The following is an 18859-nucleotide window of genomic DNA, read 5'->3' as shown; positions in this document are numbered from 1 at the left end:
TTCCCCACTGTCCCTTATTGCACCCCGTGCATCAGTCGCTTGAGCGGCACGGCCAGCAGCAGCAGGACCACGCCGATGACAGCCGAAACTTCGCCGATGGTCTGGAACACACCGACATAGGTCTCAAGGCTGACCTTGAGATTGGTCACCTCGCCGCCCACCGTCTCGACACTGGCGAACTGCGCGACAACACCCGCAACATACTGCGCGACCGCGATGGAAAGATACCAGGTTCCCATCATCATGCCCACGATACGCGCGATCGAAAGCTTGGTGACCATCGATAGGCCCACTGGCGAAATGCACAGTTCCGCCATCGAATGGATCAGGTAGAGCCCGGCGAGCCACCACAGCCCGACCTTGAAGTTGCCATCGGCAAACTGCGCGCCCCAGACCAGGAACAGAAAACCCAGGCCCACGCCGATCAGCGCTATGCCGAACTTGACCGGGATGCCCGGTTCCAGTCCGCGCCGGGAAAGGGCTCCCCACATCATCGAGAACAGCGGCGCGAGCGCCACGATGAAGAAGGCATTGAAGAACTGCGTCTGCCCGGCGGTGATCGAAAACAGGCCGAATACGCTCATGTCAGTGTTGCGATCGGCAAACAACGTGAGCGAGGAGCCCGCCTGCTCGAACAGCGTCCAGAACACCGTGTTGAAAGTGATGAGCACCATGGCCGCAACCATCATCTGGAACTCGCGCGCATCGCCGTTGCGCCACGACCAGAACAGGATGCCGGGCACGGCGACGAGGAACGTGCCGAACATGATTTTGCCCATGATCGGCAGGCTGGCGATATAGCCCAGCAGGCCGGCGCTTTCGGGCGGCTTCACATAGGCCATGAGATTGGCGAACAGCAGATATGCCAGCGGCACCGCCGCCAGCGCGCCGATATAGACCAGGGCATCGCGCGACGGGTCGGCGTCCGCCGGCCGTTCGCCGAAGCCATCGAGCTTGCCGCCATCGAACTGGAACAGCAGCCACGCTACTCCCATGCCGGCCGCGGCAAGCGCAAAGCCCGCCCACCAGCCCAGCCCACCCCATGAGCCCATGCCGACGGCCAGCAGCGGGCACAGGATCTGCGAGAACAGCGAGCCGAGGTTGATGCCCATGTAGAAGATGGTGAAGCCGGCATCTCGCCGCAGGTCGCCCTGCGCATAGAGTTCCCCCACGATGGTGGCGATATTGGGCTTGAAGAAGCCATTGCCGACCGTGACAAGCGCTAGACCGAGGATCAGGAAGAAGGTGAAGAGCGCGGAGCGTTCGCCGCCCGGTTCGAACTTGCCGGGAGCGATGCGGCGTGCCTCGCTGCCGTCGGCGCGCAACAGCGAGATCGACTTGTCTTCGTTGCCCTTGATCTGCAGCGCCGCGCCCTGATCGCTGACATACTGCTTGCGGGCATCGCCGGTCCCGGAAACCGCTACTTCATAGCGCTGCCCATCGATCAGTGCGAAGGGCTTCGCCGCGCCGCCGCTGCTGGAGAGGCACAGCACGACATAACCCAGGCTCATCAGGATCGCGCCGAACTTGACCGAGCGCTTGGAGCCGAGAAAGCGGTCGGCCATCAAGCCGCCGATCAACGGGGTGAGATAGACCAGCGCGGTGAAGCCGCCATAGATGCCGGTCGTCGTGGTATCACTGAACAGGAAATGCTGCGCGAGATAGAGCGTCAGCAGCGCGCGCATGCCGTAGTAGCCGAACCGCTCCATCGCCTCGGTCGTGAACAGGCGGGCGAGCTGGCGGGGATGGCCGAACCAGCTGGCATCCGCCGTACCGGAAACGGGCGGCGCCGCATCGTGTGAAACTGTCATCGGGGCAATGCTCTCCACAAACCGTCGGGACGCCGGCCGCGGCGCGGCGCCGGCGTCGTCCATGGCGCGCAAACTAGCGTCAAATGCCGGCAAGAGAAGAAACTAATCGCACGCGAAACCAGTTCGACACGATCATGCGGCGCGCAACCGGCCGCCTCCGCACACGCCGCGCGCGAACCGGTGATGCGCGACATAATATTGCGCTGGAAAAGTGCACAGAACGCCCGCCGCATACCGTTTGCGTGCCAAGCTGTATTATGCCACTAGATCACCATGAGCATGGCCAGCCGCCCCGTCTACCTCAAGTTGCGCGACCAGATCGCCGCCGCCATTATCGAAGGCCGCTACCCGGATGGGGCCATGCTGCCGTCCGTCCGCGCGTTTGCCGCCGAGCAGGGCGCCAACCCGCTGACAGTGGCCAAGGCCTACCAGCAGTTCCAGGACGAAGGGCTCGTTCATGTGCAGCGCGGGATCGGCATGTTCGTCGCTCCGGGCGCGGCGCGAATCCTGCTCGAAAGCGAACGGCAGGCCTTCCTGAGCGACGAATGGCCCCACATCGCCAGCCGAATCCGGCGGTTGGGGCTGGATGCGGACGCTTTATTGCATGAAAACGCCCCTGAATCGGTCAAATAGCACCATTTCGCAACGGTTCCCTCACAATCGATAGATTGTGCAGCAACGCGCTGTCTGGCAAAATCCCCGACCACGTCATCGATGGGGGTCGATATGACGCGGGAAAGCGGTTTCGCTTTCTTCTTGGGGATGCCGTCAGGCATCGGCGGAGGGTAGGTATGATCAGGTCTGAATTGCTGCAGGAACTGGGGCGGGAAAGCCCCGGTCTGCGTGCCGAGGAAATCGAGCGGGTCGTCGATGTGTTCTTCGACGAGATCGCCAAGCGCCTTGCCGAAGGCGGCCGGGTGGAACTGCGCGGTTTCGGCGCCTTTTCCACGCGGGAACGCGAAGCCCGCAAGGGCCGCAATCCGCGCACCGGCGAAGCGGTGGACGTGCCGGACAAGCGCGTGCCCTATTTCAAGCCCGGCAAGGAAATGCGCCAGCGCCTTAACGCGGACTGACCCGGCCGGACCGGATGAAGCATGGTCCGGCGCGCGATCCAGCGGCGCCGGACCGGCTTCCAGCAAACCCGCTCCTCCCGAACATAATCGGCGGACTGCATTGCGGCGGTGGTGCCGTTGTGCCAATCGCTCCATCACCCATTCGGCGGACGTGGCGGAATGGTAGACGCAGGGGACTTAAAATCCCTTGGGCATAGCCCGTGCGGGTTCGAGTCCCGCTGTCCGCACCATTTCCGAGATATTTCATCCGCCTAGGTAATTGTGCTGATGAAATAATCTGGGATCGAACGGCGTCATGGTAACCGCCCGGAAAGACTTTGCACGCTATTGAACTCGTCGGTCAGGGCGCCTGTGCGCCCGGCGCGAATACCAACAGATAGCGTACAAGGGGACAGGGCTTGGCCCAGGAACACGATCTGCCGACGCCTCCGCGTCAGGACATGCAGACCCTGCCTGTCGGCGCCGAACTGCGCGCCGCCCCCCGCTTCACGCTGCTGATCCGTGCCGCCAAGCTGATCGCCGATGGCCGCGAATTCCTGTGCATCATCCGCGACGCTTCGGCCACCGGCCTCAAGGTTCGCCTGTTCACGCCGCTGCCCGAGCACAAATCGCTGATGGTCGAACTGGGCAGTGGCGAACGCTATCCGATCGAAGTGGTATGGGCCGCCGACGACCACGTTGGCGTGCGCTTTGTGGAAACCATCGACGTCGAGCGGCTGCTCCACGAGAACCAGGGCAACCACGCCAAGCGGCAGGTGCGGCTGCGCATCGCGCTTGAGGGTCTGCTCTATTCGGGCGGGGAAACAGTCCCGGTTTCGTTCGACAACATCTCGCAGCAGGGCGCGCGCATCGAAAGCGAGAAGTGGCTGCTCATCAACGAGCTGGTGCGGATCGAAACAAGCGCGCTGCCGCCGATCTACGCCAAGGTCCGCTGGCGCAATCACCCGCATTACGGCCTGCTGTTCGAGCAGACCTTCAAGCTCGATGAACTGGCGCGCATTTCCGCCACGCTGCAGCCGGCCCCGGACGCGCAGCAGGCGCCGGACAGCGGCGATTCGGCCAGCCGCGCGGGCTGAGAAATTCGCGCGGTGAACCCTCCCGTTTCGGAGGGGTCGTTAACCACCCCTTAGCCAATTTCCTTCATTTCCTGTGGCAGAGAAACCGCGTGGACGGGGAAATATGATGGTTAACGTAGGGTGCCCTTCGGTTGGTTCCAGCCAGCAATACGATGTCGATGTCGCGATCATCGGTGCCGGACCCGCCGGACTCACCGCCGGATATCTTCTTTCCAAGCAGGGCTACAGCGTGGCCGTGATCGAAAAGGACACGCGCTACGTCGGCGGCATCAGCCGCACCGTCGAACACGACGGCTATCGCTTCGACATTGGCGGGCACCGCTTCTTCTCGAAAAGCAAGCAGGTCGTCGACCTGTGGAACGAGATCCTGCCCGACGATTTCATCCAGCGCCCGCGCATGAGCCGCATCTACTACGAGGGCAAGTTCTACAGCTATCCGCTGCGTGCGTTCGAGGCGCTGTGGAACCTCGGCATCGTGCGCTCCACGCTGTGCATGGCCAGCTTCGCCAAGGCCAAGGCCTTCCCGAAAAAGATGGTCAAAAGCTTCGAGGACTGGACCACCAACCAGTTCGGCTGGAAGCTCTATTCGATCTTCTTCAAGACCTATACCGAGAAGGTCTGGGGCATGCCCTGTGACGAGATGAGCGCCGACTGGGCCGCCCAGCGCATCAAGGGCCTGTCGCTGGGCGCCGCGGTGCTTGATGGCCTCAAGCGCAGCCTGGGGCTGAACAAGCGGCCGAATGACGGCATGCAGACCAAGACCCTGCTGGAAACGTTCCGCTATCCGCGCCTCGGCCCCGGCATGATGTGGGAAGCCGCGCGCGACAAGGTGATCGCCGCCGGCAGCCATGTGCTGATGGGCCACGCGATGAAGCAGCTGGCCAGCGATGGCCAGGGTGGCTGGCGCCTTTCCGCCACCCGCATCGACGCCGATGGCACGGTGCAGGGCGAAACGCTGATCCGCGCCCGCCATGCGATCAGTTCCGCGCCGATGCGCGAACTGGCCACGCGCCTGCATCCGCTGCCTGCCACCACGCTGGAAGCCAACCGGCTGCGCTATCGCGATTTCCTCACCGTCGCCCTGAAGATCCGTTCGGAAGACCTGTTCCCCGACAACTGGATCTACATCCACGACAGCAAGGTGAAGGTCGGCCGCATCCAGAACTTCCGTTCGTGGTCGCCCGAGATGGTGCCGGACGAATCGGTCGCCTGCGTCGGCCTCGAATACTTCTGCTTCGAAGGCGACGACCTCTGGGCCGCGTCGGACGAGGCGCTGATCGCACTGGCGACGAAGGAAATGGCCATTCTTGGCCTTGTCCGCCCCGAACAGGTCATCGGCGGCGTGGTGGTGCGCCAGGAAAAGGCCTATCCGGTCTATGACGACGAATATGCCGCCAATGTCGCCGCGATGCGGGCCGAACTGGAAGCGGCCTATCCCACGCTGCACCTTGTGGGCCGCAACGGGATGCACCGTTACAACAACCAGGATCACGCGATGATGACCGCGATGCTCACGGTCGAAAACATCATCGCCGAACGCCGTGTCTATGACATCTGGTGCGTGAACGAGGACGCCGAATACCACGAGGCAGGCGACGAAGGCGAACAGCAGGCGCTGCCCGCCGGCCGCGCGCCGCTCAGCGAGGATCAGGCCGCCGCGCTCGCTTCGGTGCGCGATGTGCCGGAACGCATCCCCGCCACCGCGGAAGCACCCGTCTCGGGCAAGCCCGGCCGCCGCGCCGCCTGATCGCCCCGTCCTGACCGCCCCGTCCTGTTCGCCGCGCCCGCCTGAAGGATCGCCATCGATGACCGAGGTCGTGCTTCCGCTGTTCCATCGCCTGCGGCAGGCCACGCTGGTGCGTTACCTGCTGGCCAGCATCGGCGCGCTGGCGGTGGATATGGGATGTTTCCTGGCCCTGCTCGAAGCCGGCCTTCCCGCCATTGCGGCTTCGGCCATCGGCTATACCTTCGGCATCGCGGCCCACTGGCTGCTGTCCAGCCGCAAGGTTTTCGCGGACCAGGTGGCGATGGCTGGTCCCGCCCGCACGCGTCAAAAGGCCATGTTCGTCGTTTCCGCCCTGATCGGGCTGGGGCTGACGACGGTGATCGTCGGCGCGTTCACGGCGGTCGGGATCGATCCGCGCGTCGCCAAGGTTACCGCCATCATCGCCAGCTTCGCCACCACGTGGCTCCTGCGCAAGCGGGTCGTCTTCCGGTGAACGGACCGGGTTTCAAAGCCGCCATCCCCGGCCGGGGCCTGTTACCGACCACGGGCGCGATCCGTGGCGGGACGACGGCCGGCGGCATATCCGGCTTCGGCTGGCCCACCGTGGTCCGCGCCGTGCTTGTATGGCTCGTGCTGTGCGTCATCCTGTTCACCGCCACGCGCACCGCGATCGCCACGATGCGCTTCGCCGATCCGGACGATGCGCTGCGGCTGCTGGAAGTGCGCGATCTGCTGGGCGGGCAAAACTGGTTCGACGTCCACCAGTATCGCGTCGCCGCGCCCGAAGGCGTGCCGATGCACTGGTCGCGGCTGGTCGATATACCGATTGCCGGCCTGATCCTGCTGCTGCGCCCGCTGGTGGGTGCCGCTGGAGCAGAGACGGTCGCACTGGTCGCCGTGCCGTTGCTGACGCTGCTCTGCGCGCTGCTGCTGATCGCGCGCCTCGCCGTGCGGCTGTTCGATCAGGAAGTGGCCGGCATCGCCTGCCTGGTCGGCGCGATCGCGAGCCCCGTGCTGTTCCAGTTCATGCCGATGCGCATTGATCACCACGGCTGGCAGATCGTGCTGGCGCTGGCGGCCTTCAACGGCCTGACCGCGCGCGATGCGCGGCGCGGGGGCACGGTGATCGGCCTCGCGCTGGCGGCGCAACTGGCGATCTCGATCGAAGGGTTGCCAGTCGCCGCGCTGTTCCTGGGCGTGTGCGCGCTGCGCGGCCTGCGCAATCCCGGCGAACGCCACGCCTGGCTGGCCCATGCCGCCACCGCGCTGGCGCTCGGCTCGATCGCCCTGTTCCTGGGCACGCGCGGCCTGCTCGACCCGATCAACCATTGCGATGCGATATCGCCGGTGCATCTCGCGGTGTTTGTCTGGGGCGCCATCGGCGCCAACGCGCTGCGCCTGGCCGCGCCGCGCCCGCTGGTGCTGCAGATCGGCGCGCTGGCGGTGATCGGCGCGGGCGCGCTCGGCCTGTTGCTGCTGGTCGCCCCGCAATGCGGCACCGGCGCGTTCGCGGAAATGGACCCTGTCGTCCGTAAATACTGGTACAGCGCGGTCAAGGAAGGCCTGCCGGTGTGGAACATGCCGCCGCTGAACGCGGTGACGATGATCTTCACCCCGCTGTTCGGCCTGCTCGCGACGGCGTGGTACTGGCGCCGCGCCTCCTCCGCGCCGGAACGGCTGCTGTGGCTCGATCTCCTGCTCGTGCTGCTGGGCGCCTATGGCGTGGGCCTGCTGGTCGCGCGCGCTTCGGGCACCGCCTGCGTCTTTGCCGCCGTGCCGGTCGCCGCGCTGGTGCGCGATGGCATCACGGCCTTGCGTACACGCGGCGTTTCCGCGCGCATCGCGGGCTATGCCGCGGCCGCCGTGGTGCTGCTGCCCGCGCTGCCCGTGTTCCTGTGGAACGCGTGGAGCCCCGCCAGCCACGACAAGCCGGACACCGCCTTCCACGTCACCCGCTGCCAATATGCGCAGGCTGCCAGGGCGCTCGACAGGCTGCCCCCGACCGACCTGTTCGCGCCGCTCGACATTGGTCCCAATCTGCTGGTCTATTCACACCACCGCGTGATCGCCACCGGCCACCACCGCGGATCGGCGGCCATGCGCGACGTGATCGATGCCTTTATCGGCACGCCCGAACAGGCGCACGCGATCGTCCGCCGCCGCCACGCGACGATGGTCGTGCTCTGTCCCGACATCAACGAGCCGCAGTATTACGCCGACGCCGCCCCGGACGGGCTCGCCGCGCGCCTGCTGAAGGGCAAGCCGCCCGCGTGGCTGCAACCGATCGATCCCGCGCCGGGTTCGCACCTGCGGTTCTGGCGCGTGGTGGATTGATCAGAGGACGGCGCGCGGACGGTGGCTTGAAAGAAGACGCCGGCCCGGTTTAGCCGCCGCCATCCAGCCGCTGTTGCGTCTGCGACCGATCGATCAGCATCTTGTCGGACCGGCGCTGGGCTTCCCATTCGCTCTTCCGCATGCAGATACGCTTGGCTCTTATGCGCGAGCCCAGTTCCGGAACCTTCTGACACACCATCGGGTCCGTATCCGCGTCCGCGTTGGCTGGTGTGGCCGCGGCGGCTTGTGCGGTCATCGTCAGAACTGTCCCGGCAATGATGGTAAACAGCATTTCACACCCGTTCAAAATCCATCGTACCCGGCGCGGGCAGCGATGAAGTGCTATGCCCCGATGATGTCACCTTTTTATGTCGAATGCCACCGTTAGCCGGTCGCCGGTGAGAAAGGGGCGTGTCGAATGCCACATCTGTGACGGAAACAGCACAAGTCGGCCCGGCACCGGCTTTATCACCTTGATGGGCGCAAGACCCAGCTTCAGAGATGCGGGAGCCTCGCCGAGAACAAGGCAGCCATCGTCCTCGGGCAAGGCTTCCGGCAGCGAGACGTAGAACACGCCGCTGATCCAGCCTTGCGGATGATGGTGGCTTTCATGGAACCCGGCGTCGCGCAAGCGGACGGACCAGCTGCCGGCGAAGCGGGGGTCATGTTCGCGTGATTGCGCCAGAACGGGATGGCGGGGATCGGATGCCCCCAGCCCCCGCACGTGATCGGCGACCGCGGCGCGCACCCTTTCCCGCAAGGCCGAGATCCCGGAATCGATCCGCGCGAACAGGGGGCCGTCCGTCTGGGTGCCCTTGCGCACGGACTGGTTCATGAAGCGCCCCGCCCGCGCGTGCAGCATTTCCAGTTCGCGCTTCAGCGAATGCATCGCGGCGGCATCGCACGGCAGGTCGTGCACCGTTATCAGGCCCGGCTGGCCTTCGAGCCATTCCGCCCTCGCATCGCCTGCCAGACGCCACGCGAGCGACGCGTAGGGCCAGAAGGCCTCCGCACCGGCCTTGTCCAGCCATGGTTCGATTTCCGCGCAGGCTTGCCCAACCTGCCCTGTCCGCAAGAGATGACGCGTGCGCCAGATGGCATGATCGGGTTCCGTGCCCTGCCCCAGCCGGTCGAATACGGCCGCGGCGGAGCCGTGGTCACCCAGATCGTCCAGCAGCGCCGCCCGGCGCAACAGCAAGGCGGGTGTGGCAGCACACCGGCCCAGCGCCCGATCGACCGCGCCAAGCCCCTCCGCATATCGTTCCGCGTCGGAAAGCAGGTCGATGGCAAGCACGTGCAATACTTCCGCCCGCGGGTGAACGGTCAGCGCGCGGTCGATGCTGGCCAGGGCCGAATCCGCCCGGCCGACAAGCATGGCCAGCTGGGCGAACTGGCGGTGCCCGTCCACCCAGCCGGCATTGCCCGAAAGCAAGGTGCCAAGCTCGTCGAGCGCCCGGTCGCCGTCCCCTTCCGCCAGACGCGCCGACGCGAGGCCCAGGCGCAGGTCCGGATCGGAGGGCGCAAGCGCAATCGCCTGCTCGAACAGGCGCACGGCAGGCACCCCCGCTTCCAGCGAAACATGCGCGAGCGCGTGCGCCAGCCGCGCGTCCGAGGGCGCGATGCGGCGGGCGGCCTGCAGCGCTTCCAGCGCCTCCTCGCGCCGATCGAGTTCCCGTCGCAGCAAGCCCAGGAAATGCAAAACGCGGGCATCGCGCGGATGTTCGCGCGCATAGGCTGCCAGCACAGGCTCCACCTGCGCCTCCTGCCGGTTGTCGAGCGCGCGCGATGCCAGCGCCAGAAGATCATCGGCCTCGTGCCTTGAACCGCCGCCCATCGCCTCAACCCTCACAGATCGGAGCGCCGCGGAGCATCGACCACCTCCGTCGCGATCACGGCACTGACAGCACTTTGCTCCAGCTCGGTTAAACCGGGATGCCAGACGTCGAAGATCAGCACGACGCGCAGCCGATCCGACGGATTCATCGCTTCATGCTCGATCGTGTCGTCGAAGACGAAGGCTTCGCCTTCGCGCCAGAACCGCGTTTCCGCACCCACGCGGAACCAGCAACCGTCCGGCACGACCAGCGGCAGATGGCAGACGAGGCGCGCATTGTTCACGCCCACATGCGGGGGAATGGCCGTGTTGGGCGCCAGCAACGAAAACATCGCGTTGGGAGAAGCGCCGGCGATGTCCGGCTGCGGCAGGCGCCCCAGCAGTTCCATCGTCACGGGGCATTGGCCGGCGTTTTGCGCGACAGCCTGTCCCTGGCGCAACAGGTGGATGGCCGTCCAGTCCCTGTTCCGGTTCAGGGGCCGCCATTGCGCCAGCGCTTCATGGTCCTGATACTGGATGTAAGGCAGCAGTTCGGACCGTTCCGATGCCATCGCCGTCCGCATTTCCTCGCGGATTGCGTCCGTTGCCGCTTCCAGATCCGAAAGCCACGGAAAATGTTCGCGCGGATGAAACTCCCGTTCCACAAGCCCGGGATAGTGGAAATGGGTCGGTTCGCTGTGGAACACCTTCGTCTTGTGCAGGATGTTGTCGCGAAACCGGTTCATCCGCCAAAGGGTATCGCCGTCGGCGGCGGTCTCCTGCGCCCGGATGGCGTTGCGCATCATGTCTTCGCGCTGCCTTAGCCATGCGTCGCGGACCTTTTCCCCGGCCGTGACGACCGGCGTCAGAGTCGCTCCCAGATCGCCGGAGGGGCGCTGGGCCAAGGCTTCGTCCCAGGCCTGCCCGCAGTGGTCATCGCCCATTTGCTCCAGCAGGCTGGCGCGCAGGACCAGCGCCAGGAAATCCAGGGGCGCGAGCGCCAGCGCCTGTTGGACGGCATCCAGCGCACGGCGCGGCTGACGCATGGCCCGGCGCAGACCGGCCAGTTGCAGCCAATGCGCTGGTGCCCCCCCGCCACCGGACAACGCTTGTTCCAGCACGCCGGCCCCGCCAGGCAGATCGCCCTGCCGGACAAGCGCATCGGCTTGCGCCAGAAGCCCGGGGTCCGGCGCAGCAGGCATCATGCGGATGCCGTCTCCGCCGAGGCCGGCCATTCGGGAACGCGCCCGTCGTCCAGCGAATAGCCGAACCGGTCGACCCACGGCCGGATCGTATCGAAGATCGGCGCCAGATGCCGCTCGTAACGCTTCCAGCGACCCGCTGAGCGCTGGTACACCGGTTCGACCACTTGCGCATAACTGGCGGTCGACACCATGCCCCGCGCGCGCGCGGCCTCGCGGTGGTCGAGCCCCTCTTCCGGCCAGGCCAGGCCCAGCCAGTCGAACAGCGGACGCAGTTCGCGCGCCGTATCCTCTACCAGCCGTTCGTAGACCACCGTCCGCACAGGCAGGTCGAACAGCGCAAGCGTTCTCTCCCAGTGCGAGAAGGTGAGGTCATAGAGGCTGGCGGCATCCCGCAGATCGAGAAAGCTCGACATCGCGTTGTTGGTTCGGAAGTTCGTGAGGAAGCAGCTCAACAGCACATCACACGGGTGGCGCATTGCAAGCACGAACCGCGCCTCGGGAAAAAGCCGGTGGATCGCCGCCGCCTGATTGGTATGGAGCGGCTGCTTGTCGACGATGACCATGCCCGGCGTCAGCCTGGTATGCGCGGCAACGCGTTCGAAGTAGCGCGCGCGCCGCCGCCAGTACCGCGGCGTCCGCCTGCGCCATACCGGCAAGCCCGCCCAGTTCCTGCTCGATTTCCACAATGAAGGGCTGCTCTTCCAGCACCACTGTCGTGGGGTCGGTCATCAGCATCGTATCAAGCAGCGTGGTGCCGGAACGCGGGAATCCGCCAAGGAAGATCGGCGCGGGATAATCACCGGGCTCGGGATCGAACGGCTTCCAGGTGCGGACCCAATCCGCCGTCAGGATCGCCGTGTTGGCGGCAACGCCGCCGCGGTATTTCGCCGCACGGCCGGTGGGGTCGCTGGGATCGTCGCGCCAGAAGGCGTTCATTGCCTCGAACGCCTCGAACGCCTCGTCATAACGGCCCAGGCGGTCCAGCATCAGCCCGCGCAAATGCTCGCGCCAGGCGCCGGAAACGACATCGCCGGCACGCTCCAGCGCAACCAGCGCATCGTCGTTGCGGCCCGCGCGCTTCAGGCGCAGCGCGTCGATGAAATCGATGGGCGGACCGTCGATCCCCACCGCGATCGCGCGCGCGCGCAGCGGTTCCAGATCGGCCTCGCGATTGACGCGCTCGTATACCGAGGCAAGCCCTACATAAGCCGGCGCATGTCCGTTATCGATCGCTATGGACGTTTCGTAGGCGCGTTCCGCATCCTCGTAGAGATTGATCCGGGCGGCCTCCAGCCCGAATTCGCTTTGCAGCGCCGCATCCTGCGGCGCACGACCGGCGGCATCGCGCAAGGCCTCGAACGCGGCGGTGTCATATCCGGCGCGCCGATAGAGGCCGTGCAGCGCCAGCAGCGGCGCGGGATCCTCAGGCACCGCCAGCGCGGCATCCCGCAACAGGGTTTCAGCCTCGTTGACCTCGCCCACCTCCATCAACGAATTGCCCAGGTTTACCCGTATCGGCTGGGAATCCGGCGCAAGAGCCAGCGCCTTTTTCAACGCCGCCGTCGCCGCGTGATGATCACCGACGTCGGACAGCGCATTGCCCAGGTTGTTCCAGGTGCTCCAGTCTTCGGGTTGTTCGGCGACGACGATCCTGTACAGCTCGATCGCACGCGGCGCATCGCCGGCTTCCTGGGCAAGCGCGCCACCCAGACGCGCAAGCCGCAGCGAGCGATCGGCCCGCGCGGATTGAGCATCGCACAACTGCAGCGTTTCCGCGGCCCGGCCGGTACGGAAAAGGCATTCCGCAAGGTTCGCGCGTGCCGCGATATCATCCGGCCGCGCGCGCAACGCTGCGGTCAGATAGTCCGCCGCACGTGCATATTGGCCACGGTGCATTTCGACGGCGCCGGCCAATCCCGCCAGAACCGGGTCTCCCGCATGGGCAACCCACGCGGATGCCGCCAGCGTAGCCGCGGCATCGAGGCGCCCCGCCCGCGCGTGCGCCGCGATCTGCTGCAATGTCTGGGGCGAAGCGGAAACTGCCATCAATCAAATCCTGCCGTCTTCAGGACACGCTGTCCATAAACGTAAAAAAGGTGGCGGCTTCCCGATGGAAGCCGCCACCCTCATCATTCGGATCGGAAACCGATCAGAAGTCCAGCGTGATGCCGGTGTAGATGTAGCGTCCGAGCGAGTCGTACACGCCCGGATAGGTGTTGCCGTTGCAGTACGTACCGCTGCAGGCGCTGGCGCCGAACGCACCCGAGCCCGAGGTAACCAGCGGCGGCTCCTTGTCGAACAGGTTCGTCGCACCCAGGCGCCACGTGTAGTGGTTGCCGATACGGGCGGTGAGCGACAGATCGAAGTAGCTCTGCGAACCGATATGCGAGTTGAAGTTGTAGTAGTTGCTGTTCAACGACGCGCTCGGGTTCTTGTACTCGACGTCGACGCCGCCGTAGAAGCGCCACTGGCCCGACAGCGTGATGCCGTTCGGCATCGCCCAGGTGAGGCGCGCCTTGTGGCGCCACTTGGGCTGCGGCACGCCGCAGGTCGGTCCGTAGTAGCCCGCGCAATCATACAGCGCGGTGAGCCCGTTATCGACCTTGTAGCTCGTCAGCGCGGTGCCCACGAGGCTGGCCGAAACGCGGCCCATCTTGCCCACTTCAAGCGCGTAGTTGAAGTTGAAGTCCCAGCCCTTGGTCTGAACGCCACCGATGTTGGTCGGCAGGTTCTGGACGAAGCCGTCCGAGGTCAGCCACAGCGAACCCGCGGCGTTGCGGTGGATAAGGCCGCAAGCAAACGCGTTCACGTCGTTGACGCACGAAGCCAGGATGGCGTCCGAACCGAAGCCCTGGATCGCGCCCTTCACCTTGATGTCATAGTAATCGACGCTCAGCGAAAGGTTGCGCACCCAGTGCGGCTGAATGACCACACCGGCCGTCTTCGTGGTGGCGATTTCCGGACGCAGGTTCGGGTTGCCGCCGATGAAGCCGTTGTACTGCGCCGCCGGGTTGGCGGTGACGCGCTGGCCAACGCGCAGGCCCTGCAGAAGGCAACCCACGTCGGCAGCGGTCAGCACCTTGCCCGCGCAAGGATCGGTCACGCCGTCAAGCGCCACGATCTGCGGACCGAACAGCTCCTGGATGTTCGGAGCGCGAACCGCGCGGTTGTAGGCGCCACGGAAGCGAATGTCCGAAATCGGCGCGAAGTCGACACCAAACTTGTAGGTGTTGGTGTTGTACTTGTTCCCGTTCGACACCGAGTAGTGCGAATAACGGTAACCGGCGCTCAGGCTCAGGTTGTAGAAGAAGCTGTCCTGAACCAGCGGAACTTCCGCTTCGGTGAAGAACTCGGACACCTTGTAGGAACCCGAAACCGGCAGCGTCGGCGCGCCCTGCCCGGTGAGATCGCCGGTGCTGAAGGCGTTGTCGGTCTTCAGATCCAGCGATTCCTTGCGGTATTCGGCACCGAGAACGATGCTCACACCCTGCGAAGCCCACGGCGCCTTGATGTTGTACTTGCCAAGATCGCCCGAGATATAGCCGCTGGCAACCTGTTCGGACGTGTAGCCCGACTGGAAGCCGGTGGAGCTGACGTAGTTGATCGACGCGGCCGAAGGCGTGCCCGAGAACACGTTGTAGGGGACGCAGTTCGGATCGGCGCCAGTCTGCGCCGCACGGCAGACCGCCGTACCGCCAGGCCCGGCAACCGCGTCAAGCGCGCTGACGAGACGCGAGGTCGAGAACTCGTTGCTGTAGACCTGCGTATAGTTGGTGCGACCGTACTGGTAGTACACGTCATAGGACCACGCTTCGCCAAGATCGCCCTTGGTGCCGATGACGCCACGGAACGACGTGTGGGTCAGGTCGTTGATGCGCGGACCGCCTTCGACGTTACGACGCAGAAGCTGGAAGAATCCCTTGTTGTAGGTCGCGCCCGTGGTCGGATCGATATAGTTGACCGCTCCGGGAGGCGTGGTGCCGTACACCGACTGATAGCTGGTCGCGGTCAGCGGATAGGTGCCGTCGTTGCCAACGATCAGGTTGTCCTGCGCGCAGATGACCGAACGCTGCTGCGCGCTCATCAGCGGGTTGTCGCAGTTGATCGTCAGGGTGTTGCCGAAATCGCCCGACGGCGCGATCTGCGCCACGGTGCGGTCGTTCATGAACATGAATTCCATGTACGGATGAATCGACTGGTTGATTTCGTAGTCGGCGAAGACGCCGGCCGTGTAACGCTCGTCAGGGCGCTGGAAGTAGTTCAGCGGCGCGAAGTTGTACCGGTTGGCAGCGCCCGGCGTGACCGTGCCGTTGCCCAGCGACGCCAGGGTCGAGGTGAGGCCGCCGCCCGGGTCGGCGAAAAGAATCGCGTTGTTCGAGGTTGCCGAACCGCCGCACTGCAGGGGCGCAGCCGGGTTCAGAGCACCCGAGCTCAGGCGCGCACCGGTGTTCTGAATGGTGCAGGCGCTGTAGTCACGGTTGGCCTGGAGAACGGGGTTGACCTTGCGGTAGCCGAAGTAGGCCGTCATGTGGCCCTGATCGTCACCGAACTTGGTGCCGAAGGAAACCGTCGCGTCGAATTGCTGGCCATCGGCCGCATTGCCCTTGGGATCAGGGAAGTTGCGGGCGCCCAGCAGCGGCGAGATCAGCTGGTTGCCGTTGCTGTGCTGGTAGAGGCCGTAGTTCGTGTCGACGCGGAAGCCTTCGAAATCCGTATCGATGATGAAGTTGACGACGCCCGAAACCGCATCGGCACCGTAGGTGGAAGAAGCACCGCCGGTCAGCACGTCGACGCGCTTCACCAGCGACGACGGAATGTTGTTAAGGTCGGCGGCCGAGCTGCGCGCGTTCGGATCGCCCGGCATGAGGCGGCGGCCGTTCACCAGCACCAGGGTGCGCGACGGCCCGAGGCCGCGAAGGTCGACCGTGGCGGTGCCGGTGGCGCCGTTCGAGAGAGTCGACGACTGCGAAGCGAACACCTGCGGCAGCGAGTTCAGCAGGTCTTCGGTCTTGGTCGTGCCAAGCGCCTTGAATTCATCCTGCGAAACCGCCGTGATCGGCGCGACGGAGGTGAGGTTGGGCGAAGCAATGCGCGAACCGGTGACGACGATCGGCTGGGCAGCCGCCGTATCATCCGCTCCGGCTTGCGGAGTGCCAGCTGCGGCGTCCTGCGCCAGCGCCGGCGCGGCCACAAGCGCAAGGCTCAAGGCGGTCGGCGCAACGCCGGCCTTCAGCATCGAAAATGTTTTCATTCGGTTCAGCCCCTTAAACAAGGTTGACGGAACGTCGATCACGTCCGTCGCGTTTCAAAGCCGGTACCCCGAGCGTATCCCCACAGTGATCGCCCAAATTCACGGCCAGATGGTGCATGCGTGGCGCAACAGGCATGGCGAAGTAAAGCCAAGTGGCCGTTCAGTGTTTCAAATCTGTACCCGATGTAACCATTCTGCAACACCCCCTCACAGCATATATTGTTATATATCAGTATCTTATGATAATATGATTGCACAACGCAGCCGTGCGCTTCACGGTGGGCGCTCCACGGATCGGGGTTTGCAATCCATGCCGCTTTCATCAAGGCTCGCCCTGGCAGCGGCCACGGTCGCGCTTTTCGCTTGTCCGATTTCGCCCGTCACGGCCCGCGACGGAAAGCCCTCCGAAAGCGCGAAACCGGCAGCTTTCCAGCAATTGATGGACTGCCGCACGATAGAGGACAGCGCGAACAGGCTCGCCTGCTTCGACCGGCAGGTCGCGATTCTGCAGCAGGCGGAACAGACCAAGGAAATCGTGGTCGCCGACAAGAACGCGATCCAGGAGGCCAAGCGAGGCCTTTTCGGTTTCACGGCGCCTGTGGGGCGGTTGTTCGGACTTGGTGGCAGCGCTGATTCGCCTGAAGACGAACTCAAGCGCATCGATACGGAAGTCTCTTCGGTCAGCTATGGGCGCGGTGGCGTTCTCAGAATCGCCTTCGTCGAGGGCGGAGCCTGGGAACAGACCGACACCCGCAACTTCGCCATTTCCCCCCGCGCCGGTCAGAAAGCCTACATTCTGAAAGGTGCGCTCGGCAGCTTCTTTGTCAGCGTGAATGGCCAGCCGGGTATCCGGATGCGCCGGGTCCAGTAGTCCCCGAGGATCAGCGCGCGCCGTCCCCCGCCACGAACAGCAGCGGATCGAGCCGGCGGTCCTTCCACTTGATGCTCCAGTGAAGGTGCGGCCCCGTGGCGCGGCCGGTCATGCCGACGAGGCCCAGCACCTGTCCCTGACGCACCACGTCGCCCTGTTTCACCAGCAGACGAGCGCTGTGGAGGAAGGCGCTGTTGAGGCCCATGCCGTGATCGATCATCAGCAGGTTGCCTTCCAGCGTGAAAGGCGCCTGCGCCGCCAGGATCACCACGCCATCGGCCGGGGCGACGAAGGGCACGCCGCCGCCCGGCGCGATGTCCAATCCGGAATGGTAGGCGCCCGGTTCTCCGCGATAGATACGCTGCGAGCCGAACCGCCCGGAAATACGCCCGCGCACCGGCCAGACGAAATCCTGCGTCCAGCCCTGCGCCCCGGTATCCACCGCGCGCGCGGCGTTGATCTGCGCCAGTTCCAGCGGCCGGCGACGCTCGAACTCGGCGCTGGGCGCGGCGCCGGGCCGCTTGCCCACCGCGACATGCTCGATCTGCCAGGCGCGCGGCGCGATTGCCAGAGGCGCGGAAACCTGCCGGCCATCCGCCAGCGTCGCCGAAAGAACAGCGGATGCGCCGGCATCGCGATCGAACGCCGCCAGAAAGCGGCCGTCCGGCGAGAAGGCCAGCGGCTGCCCGTCCAGCGTGAGCGCGCGCGTTCCACGTGGAACGCTACCGCGCAGCCACCCGCCCTGCGTCAGTTCGCCGGCCAGCGTGAAGCCGTTGAGCATGAGACTGTTCGCGGCGGACCTGGCCGGTCCGACCGAAGCCGGAGGAGGAACGGCGGAAGTCGCGGGGAGGAGGGATGCGCGATCCTGCGCGTCGGCACCCCCGCAGACCGCAAGCGCGCCCAGCGTACCCACACCAGCCAGCGCGCGCAGCCGCGCGATTGCCCGCGCCATTACCCGCAAACGCCGCATTGGATGCGCCGCCTCAGCCCTCGCCCAGCAAGCGGCGCGTGGCGATTTCGGGCGTGGCATAGGCTTCCTGGCGCTCGACGCTCCAGTAGCGCAGCACGTCGAGCGGGATCTGTTCGCCGCTGACGGCGCAGACCACATGATCGCCGGCCGAAAGCTGGCGGAAACCGTTGGGCAGGAAGTGCAGGCGCGCGGCGCGTCCGGAAGGTGACATCAGCATGGCCACGATCCTACCCCCATGCCGCCGTCAAAGCAATTTGGGCTGGTTGCCCGTGTCGGTGGCCGGGCGCGCCCGTGCGGCAGCCCGTCCGGCGGGAGGGGACTGCGGCGCCGGAGACGGCGGAGCGGCAGGCCCGTCGCCCGTCGCCACATCCAGCGCGCCGTCCACGAATTGCAAGCGCAGCACGGGCTCGCCCGCCGCCGCCGCGCGCGTCTTGACGAGGTGGCCGGCCGCGTCCGTCACCAGCACATAGCCACGGCGCAGCGGCGCCTTCGGGTCCAGTTGCAGCCGCAGCCGCTCCAGCGCGTCGACACGGCCGCGCGCCACCTCGATCCGCTGCAGCAGGCGTTCCGGCGCGAAGCGGAGCACGGCCAGCCGTTCGCGCTCGCGATCGAGCCGGCGGGTGAGCAACGCGGGGCGCAAGGCCCCGGCGTGGCGAGCAAGCGCGGCCCCCGCCAGTTCGGTGCGGTGCCCCAGCGCGCGGCGCAGGCGCTCGCCCAGATCGTCGAGCC

17 protein-coding genes and 1 tRNA gene are annotated in these 18859 nt (G+C 65.7%); 8 read left to right on the top strand and 10 right to left on the bottom strand.

The features are described from left to right. Positions 1-14 precede the first annotated feature (14 nt). Positions 15-1811: a peptide MFS transporter gene (locus tag EH199_RS14845; protein ID WP_124810081.1), complete on the bottom strand. Its 1797-nt coding sequence runs from the start codon at positions 1809-1811 to the stop codon at positions 15-17. Between the two features lie 273 nt (positions 1812-2084). Here EH199_RS14845 and EH199_RS14840 point away from each other — a divergent pair, with 273 nt between their 5' ends. From EH199_RS14840 to EH199_RS14810, 7 genes are all read left to right on the top strand, one after another. Continuing rightward, the gene (locus EH199_RS14840) at positions 2085-2444 is read left to right on the top strand and encodes a GntR family transcriptional regulator (RefSeq protein WP_124810080.1); all 360 of its coding nucleotides are present in this window, start codon (positions 2085-2087) and stop codon (positions 2442-2444) included. Between the two features lie 158 nt (positions 2445-2602). Next, positions 2603-2884 carry an integration host factor subunit beta gene (locus EH199_RS14835; protein WP_124810079.1) on the top strand — a complete coding sequence of 94 codons (282 nt, stop codon included), beginning with the start codon at positions 2603-2605 and terminating at the stop codon, positions 2882-2884. Positions 2885-3029: 145 nt separating this feature from the next. After that, positions 3030-3114 (top strand) — tRNA-Leu (locus EH199_RS14830). Positions 3115-3282: 168 nt separating this feature from the next. Continuing rightward, the gene (locus EH199_RS14825) at positions 3283-3960 is read left to right on the top strand and encodes a PilZ domain-containing protein (protein WP_223806700.1); all 678 of its coding nucleotides are present in this window, start codon (positions 3283-3285) and stop codon (positions 3958-3960) included. A gap of 103 nt (positions 3961-4063) precedes the next feature. After that, positions 4064-5707, top strand: coding sequence for an NAD(P)/FAD-dependent oxidoreductase (locus tag EH199_RS14820; RefSeq protein ID WP_124810078.1), 1644 nt, complete (start codon positions 4064-4066; stop codon positions 5705-5707). 58 nt (positions 5708-5765) lie between these two features. After that, positions 5766-6179, top strand: coding sequence for a GtrA family protein (locus tag EH199_RS14815; protein WP_124810077.1), 414 nt, complete (start codon positions 5766-5768; stop codon positions 6177-6179). Beyond that, positions 6176-8020 (top strand): hypothetical protein, encoded by a 1845-nt coding sequence (locus EH199_RS14810; protein ID WP_223806699.1) that lies wholly within the window; start codon positions 6176-6178, stop codon positions 8018-8020. The genes EH199_RS14815 and EH199_RS14810 overlap by 4 nt, the downstream gene beginning before the upstream one ends. A gap of 49 nt (positions 8021-8069) precedes the next feature. Here EH199_RS14810 and EH199_RS14805 read toward each other — a convergent pair whose 3' ends face one another. The 6 genes from EH199_RS14805 to EH199_RS14780 form a co-directional block, all read right to left on the bottom strand. After that, positions 8070-8312, bottom strand: a complete 243-nt coding sequence (locus EH199_RS14805) for a hypothetical protein (RefSeq protein WP_124810076.1) — start codon at positions 8310-8312, stop codon at positions 8070-8072. A gap of 66 nt (positions 8313-8378) precedes the next feature. Further along, a complete protein-coding gene (locus EH199_RS14800; protein ID WP_124810075.1) occupies positions 8379-9854 on the bottom strand; it encodes a tetratricopeptide repeat protein in 1476 nt (491 codons plus the stop codon). Positions 9855-9865: 11 nt separating this feature from the next. Next, a complete protein-coding gene (locus tag EH199_RS14795; protein WP_124810074.1) occupies positions 9866-11068 on the bottom strand; it encodes an aspartyl/asparaginyl beta-hydroxylase domain-containing protein in 1203 nt (400 codons plus the stop codon). After that, positions 11035-11601 (bottom strand): sulfotransferase, encoded by a 567-nt coding sequence (locus EH199_RS24985; protein WP_124810073.1) that lies wholly within the window; start codon positions 11599-11601, stop codon positions 11035-11037. Before EH199_RS24985 ends, EH199_RS14795 begins: the two co-directional genes overlap by 34 nt. Then, positions 11498-13084, bottom strand: coding sequence for a tetratricopeptide repeat protein (locus tag EH199_RS14785; protein WP_124810072.1), 1587 nt, complete (start codon positions 13082-13084; stop codon positions 11498-11500). Before EH199_RS14785 ends, EH199_RS24985 begins: the two co-directional genes overlap by 104 nt. 103 nt (positions 13085-13187) lie before the next feature. Next, complete coding sequence (locus EH199_RS14780; protein ID WP_124810071.1) at positions 13188-16289, bottom strand: TonB-dependent receptor domain-containing protein; 3102 nt, start codon at positions 16287-16289, stop codon at positions 13188-13190. Positions 16290-16590: 301 nt separating this feature from the next. Here EH199_RS14780 and EH199_RS14775 point away from each other — a divergent pair, with 301 nt between their 5' ends. Beyond that, entirely contained in the window at positions 16591-17160 is a 570-nt protein-coding gene (locus EH199_RS14775; protein WP_124810070.1) for a hypothetical protein, read from the top strand. 10 nt (positions 17161-17170) lie between these two features. On the opposite strand, the gene EH199_RS14770 is transcribed toward EH199_RS14775, so the two are convergent. From EH199_RS14770 to EH199_RS14760, 3 genes are all read right to left on the bottom strand, one after another. Next, a complete protein-coding gene (locus EH199_RS14770) occupies positions 17171-18130 on the bottom strand; it encodes a M23 family metallopeptidase (RefSeq protein WP_223806698.1) in 960 nt (319 codons plus the stop codon). Between the two features lie 13 nt (positions 18131-18143). Beyond that, positions 18144-18347: a DUF2093 domain-containing protein gene (locus EH199_RS14765; protein WP_124810069.1), complete on the bottom strand. Its 204-nt coding sequence runs from the start codon at positions 18345-18347 to the stop codon at positions 18144-18146. Positions 18348-18374: 27 nt separating this feature from the next. Beyond that, on the bottom strand, positions 18375-18859 hold a 485-nt coding region (locus tag EH199_RS14760), incomplete at its 5' end, for an exodeoxyribonuclease VII large subunit (RefSeq protein WP_305036971.1).

This window comes from Novosphingobium sp. LASN5T (assembly GCF_003856955.1).
Taxonomy (GTDB): Bacteria; Pseudomonadota; Alphaproteobacteria; order Sphingomonadales; family Sphingomonadaceae; genus Novosphingobium.
Note: the sequence above shows the minus strand (reverse complement) of the source record. Positions and strands in the feature narration are given on the sequence as shown.